The 4,719-nt window shown below is 66.2% G+C and carries 5 protein-coding genes; 2 read left to right on the top strand and 3 right to left on the bottom strand.

Annotation, left to right across the window (positions count from 1 at the left end; translation table 11 throughout):
• Positions 1-39: 39 nt before the first annotated feature.
• On the bottom strand, positions 40-645 hold the full coding sequence (locus ACK1U9_RS15380) for an outer membrane beta-barrel protein (RefSeq protein WP_013973837.1): 606 nt from the start codon (positions 643-645) through the stop codon (positions 40-42).
• Between the two features lie 129 nt (positions 646-774).
• On the opposite strand from ACK1U9_RS15380, the gene ACK1U9_RS15375 reads away from it, so the two are divergent.
• Entirely contained in the window at positions 775-1,566 is a 792-nt protein-coding gene (locus ACK1U9_RS15375) for a dienelactone hydrolase family protein (protein ID WP_046616224.1), read from the top strand.
• A 75-nt stretch (positions 1,567-1,641) separates the two neighbouring features.
• On the top strand, positions 1,642-2,343 hold the full coding sequence (locus ACK1U9_RS15370; RefSeq protein ID WP_153671175.1) for a 4'-phosphopantetheinyl transferase superfamily protein: 702 nt from the start codon (positions 1,642-1,644) through the stop codon (positions 2,341-2,343).
• A gap of 3 nt (positions 2,344-2,346) precedes the next feature.
• Here the strand turns inward: ACK1U9_RS15370 and ACK1U9_RS15365 are convergent, their stop codons facing one another.
• Together ACK1U9_RS15365 and ACK1U9_RS15360 are read right to left on the bottom strand one after the other, a co-directional pair.
• Complete coding sequence (locus ACK1U9_RS15365; protein ID WP_153671174.1) at positions 2,347-3,954, bottom strand: ATP-binding protein; 1,608 nt, start codon at positions 3,952-3,954, stop codon at positions 2,347-2,349.
• Entirely contained in the window at positions 3,951-4,649 is a 699-nt protein-coding gene (locus tag ACK1U9_RS15360; RefSeq protein ID WP_108481163.1) for a response regulator transcription factor, read from the bottom strand. The genes ACK1U9_RS15365 and ACK1U9_RS15360 overlap by 4 nt, the downstream gene beginning before the upstream one ends.
• Between the last annotated feature and the right edge of the window lie 70 nt (positions 4,650-4,719).

Here is a 4,719-nt window from a genome sequence, read left to right as displayed (position 1 = left end):
CCCGCGAAAGGGCCGGTACAGGATAACCTGGCTAGCCCGTCAGAACTTGTAGCTTGCAGCCAGGTAGGTCTGCGCGCTGCTGGTCAGGCGCAGGGTGCCGTCCTTCGGCCCGCCGTGCGCCCCCACTTCGGTGGCGGCGTTGGTACGCAGGTAACGGTAGCCCAGTTCCACCGAAGCCTTGTCGGTGATGTCCTGGATCACACCGGCCTGCAGGCCATACGCGTAACCGTAGTCGGTATCCCGGCTGGCACCCGGCGAGTCCTGGGTAAGCTTGGTCACGCCCAGGCTGCCACCGCCGAACAGCTTGGTGGTGTCACCTACCGGCAGGAACAGGTCGTAGCTGCCCAGCAGGTTCTCCTGGCGCAGCTTCAGGCCGCTGTGGTCGCCCGAGACGTTGTCGTAAGTCATGTAGTAGCGGCCCTGATCATTGATCTTGCCCACGCGCACGCCCCAGGTGTCGTCCTTGCCGATGATGCCATCGGCGTTGAGGTGGTCGGTGTTACGCTGCAGCAGGCCGGACTTGCGAACCTTGTCGCTGGTCTGGCCGTAGGTCAGGCTGGCAAAGTTGTCGTCAGCGGCCTGGGCGGTGGTGATGCCAGCGGCGCAGACGGCCATGGCGGCAAGCAGGGTGTTGAAGGTTTTCATGGCTGGATACTCCAGTTGAGTGCGCTGTTTCGGTCTGGAAGCTAGAGTAAGCAGGGCACCCTGAACCGCGACTGAACCCTGGCTGAACCCCGGCTGAACGAACCGTTTGCAGAACAAGGAGTAGTGACCATGCGTGCCCTGCTGGCCTTGACCCTGATGTGCTGCGCCGCCCTCGCCCAAGCGGCGGTACAAACCCGCGAGATCCCCTACCAGGACGCCGACGGCAACCGCCTGGTCGGCTACTACGCCTATGACGATGCTATCGAAGGCAAGCGCCCCGGCATTGTCGTGGTGCATGAGTGGTGGGGGTTGAACGACTACGTCAAGCGCCGCGCCCGCGAGCTTGCGGCGCTGGGCTACAACGCGCTGGCCATCGACATGTATGGCGACGGCAAGCAAACCGAACACCCTGCCGACGCCAAGGCGTTCATGGCAGAGGCGATGAAAGACCCCAAGGCCGCGGAGCGGCGCTTCGATGCTGGCCTGGAGCTGCTGAAACTGCAGCCGAACACCAACAAGCATCAGTTGGGCGCGGTGGGTTATTGCTTCGGCGGCAAGGTGGTGCTGGATGCCGCACGCCGCGGCGAAAAGCTCGATGGCGTGGTGAGCTTCCATGGCGCACTGGCCACCCAGACCCCGGCCAGGCCTGGGGTGGTACGCGCGGAGATCCTGGTCGAGCACGGCGCGGCAGACAGCATGATTACCTCGCAGCAAGTGGAGGCGTTCAAGGCCGAGATGGATGCAGCCAAGGTCAACTATGAGTTGGTCAGTATCGAAGGGGCCAAGCATGGTTTTACCAACCCGGATGCAGACCGGCTGAGCCATGGCGAGCATGGCGGGCCGGATATCGGCTACAACAAGGCGGCGGATGAGAGTTCCTGGGCGGACATGCAGGCGTTCTTCAAGAAGGTGTTCAAGTAAACAACGCGAGGGGCCGCTTTGCGGCCCCTGCGATCCGATCTCCCACACCGTCGCCTCGGCTGGCACAATAGCCCCATGAACACACTCCCCGCCTGCTGCGCCCCGCTCCAGCATCACTGGCCCCTGCCCCGCCCACTGCCCGGCGCGGTGCTGGTCAGTTGCAACTTCGACCATGCCCGCCTGGCACCCGACGACTTCCAGCGCGCCGGTGTCGTGCCAGGCGCCAGCCTGCAGCGTTCGGTGCCCAAGCGCCAGGCCGAGTACCTCGCCGGCCGGGTGTGTGCCCGCGCCGCGTTGCAGCGCCTGGACGGCCGTGACTACGTGCCCGGCACCCACGAGGACCGTTCACCCATCTGGCCCGCCGGCATCCACGGCTCGATCACCCACGGCAAAGGCTGGGCCGCCGCCGTGGTCGCCGCCGAGGATAGTTGCCAGGGCCTGGGCCTGGATCAGGAAGCATTGCTGGATGACCAGCGTGCCGAGCGGCTGATGGGTGAAATCCTCACCCCACCCGAACTCGAGCGCCTGGACCGCCGCCAGCTCGGCCTTGCCGTCACCCTGACCTTCTCGCTGAAGGAAAGCCTGTTCAAGACGCTTTACCCGCTGACGCGCCAGCGCTTCTACTTCGAGCACGCCGAAGTGCTGGACTGGTCTGCCGAAGGCCTGGCCCGCCTGCGCCTGCTCACCGACCTGTCGCCGCAATGGCGGCATGGCGCCGAACTGCAGGGCCAGTTCTGCCTGCAGGACGGCCACTTGCTCAGCCTGGTCAGCGTCTGACCGTCACAACGGTGCCTGCTGCCGCGGCCAGTTCAGGCTGAAGCAGGCACCACCCAGCGCGACGCTGCGCCCCACCGTGGCCCGGCCCGCGTGCCAGTAGATGATCCGCCGCACGATAGACAAGCCCAGGCCATGCCCGCCCGAGGCGCGGGTACGGCTGTCGTCGAGGCGGGTGAACGGTGTGAAGATTCGATCCCAGACACCCTCGGGAATGCCCGGGCCGTCATCCTCTACATCGATGCGGCAGCGTTGTTGCCCCAACTGGTAGCTCAGGCGCACCTCGGCCTCGGCGTGGCGCATGGCGTTGCCTACCAGGTTCTGCAGGGCCCGGTGCAGGTAGCGCGGCTCGGCTTCGACCCAGGCGCCTTCGCCCTCGGCACCCTGGCACTCACCGCGCACCACCCGTACCTCGGCACGCAGCGGCGCAAGCTCTTCGATCACCCGGTCGAGCAAGGCATCCAGGTCGATCCGCTCGAACTTCAGCGCCGGTGCACCCTGCTCCAGGCGGGCATAGGTGAGCATCTCGTCGACCAGCTTGTCGAGGTCCTGGATATCCCCGTCCATACCCGCCAGGTGCTTGGCCCGGGCCTGCTCGGTGGTGGCACTTTCGATCATCTCCAGGCCAAAGCGCAGGCGTGCCACCGGCGTGCGCAGCTCGTGGGAAACCGCCCGCACCAGCTCGCGTTGCATGGTCAGCGAGCGCTGCAGGTGTTCGGCCATGCCGTTGAAGGCCGCGGCCAGGCGCCCCACCGAGTCGGCATCGCCAGCCGGCACGCGGGTGTCCAGGCTGCCCTGGGCGATGCGCGTTGCAGCAATCTCCAGGCCCGACACGCGTCGCTCCAGTTGGCGCACCAGCAGGTAGACCACCAGGCCGATCAGGCACAGGCCAAGAAAGGTGATCAGGATCAGCAACTGCGGCGGATACGGGTTGAGCTGGTACAGCGGGCCGATTTCCAGCACCCAGGGCGAACCAGCCAGCCCGGCGAACACGCGGATCGAGTCACCATCCTTGCCCAGGGCCATGACCGTGTCGCCCTCCTCGACCCGGCGCCGCTGGTCATCGTCCAGGCTCACCCGCTCGATGCGCTGCAGGGCCACACCAAAGCCAAAGCCCTTTTCTTTCTTGATCTGTGCCAGGCGCTGCTGTTGTTCAGTCACCGGGTAGCGCACCAGTTCGTCAGCCAGCAGATAGAGCGTGGCCCGCGCCAGTTGCTCGCTGATCTGTTTGATCTGCGCTACCAGCATCAGGTCTTCCTGGCCGACCTTGCGCAGCACCTGGGCCGCATGGGGGCCGGTCTTCTCGACCACCACCAGGCCGCGGTACAGGCGCGCCCGCTGGCCGCCATCGAGCGTGCGCGCGGTCATCGGTTGCAACGCCAGCGGCACGCCAAGCAGGCGCTCCCAGATCAGCAGCGAGCGCTTGCGCTCGGTGTCGTTCTGCAGCGCCAGGTTGTCGGCCATCAGGCTGAAGGTACCCTGGGCCAGGCCCTCGCGGTGCTGGGCGGCACGCACTTCGTTGACCAGGTGCAGGCTGAGCCCGCCAAGCAGGGCCACCAGCACCAGCACGGCCAGCATGCCGCCATAGATGCGCAGGAAGATCGAGTTGTTCATGGGGCCTCGCCGACGAACAGATAGCCCTTGCTGCGCAGGGTCTTGATCAGCCTTGGCTGGAGCGGGTCGTCGCCGATCTTGGGGCGGATCCTGGAGATGCGTATGTCGATGGAGCGGTCCTGGCCGTCGTAGCCGACGCCACGCAGAGCAGTGAAGATCTGCTCGCGCGTCAGCACCCGCCCGGCGTTGCTGGCCAACAGCCAGAGCAGGTCGAATTCGGCGCCGGTCAGCTCGATCAGCTGTTCACCCAGATGCGCCTCGCGCAGGCGATTGTCGATGCGCAGCGCGCCGAAGGCCAGGTCCTGGCGCTTGCTGTCTGGTGCTTCGCTGCGGCGCAGCAGGGCGTGGATGCGTGCCAGCAGCAGGCGTGGGCGTACGGGTTTGCAGACGTAGTCGTCGGCGCCCAGGTCCAGGCCCTGGACCTGGTCGAGTTCATCGCTGCGGGCGGTCAGCATAAGGATCGGGCCGGGGTACTGGCTGCGCACCCGGCGGCAGATGCTCAGGCCGTCCTCGCCGGGCAGCATCAGGTCGAGAATGACCAGGTCGGGCTGGCTGTCGACGATGCGCCGCGCGGCGCGGGCGCCATCGGCCTCGACGCTGACTTCGTAGCCGTTGGCCTGCAGGTACTCGGCGGTGAGCTCGGCCAGGCGCTGGTCGTCTTCGACGATAAGGATGCGAGGTGCGAGGTGGTCCATGGCTTTGCCTATGTTTGTTGTTTTTCTATGGCCTGCGCCGGCCTTTTCGCGGGGGGAAACCCAACCCCAA

The sequence above is a fragment of the Pseudomonas sp. XP1 genome (assembly GCF_053557675.1).
This window is presented reverse-complemented; position numbering and strand designations above follow the sequence as displayed.

Coding starts and splice junctions, on each gene's coding strand:
- ACK1U9_RS15380 (WP_013973837.1), bottom strand. CDS start 645: ATGAAAACCTTCAACACCCTGCTTGCCGCCATGGCCGTCTGCGCCGCT.
- ACK1U9_RS15375 (WP_046616224.1), top strand. CDS start 775: ATGCGTGCCCTGCTGGCCTTGACCCTGATGTGCTGCGCCGCCCTCGCC.
- ACK1U9_RS15370 (WP_153671175.1), top strand. CDS start 1,642: ATGAACACACTCCCCGCCTGCTGCGCCCCGCTCCAGCATCACTGGCCC.
- ACK1U9_RS15365 (WP_153671174.1), bottom strand. CDS start 3,954: ATGAACAACTCGATCTTCCTGCGCATCTATGGCGGCATGCTGGCCGTG.
- ACK1U9_RS15360 (WP_108481163.1), bottom strand. CDS start 4,649: ATGGACCACCTCGCACCTCGCATCCTTATCGTCGAAGACGACCAGCGC.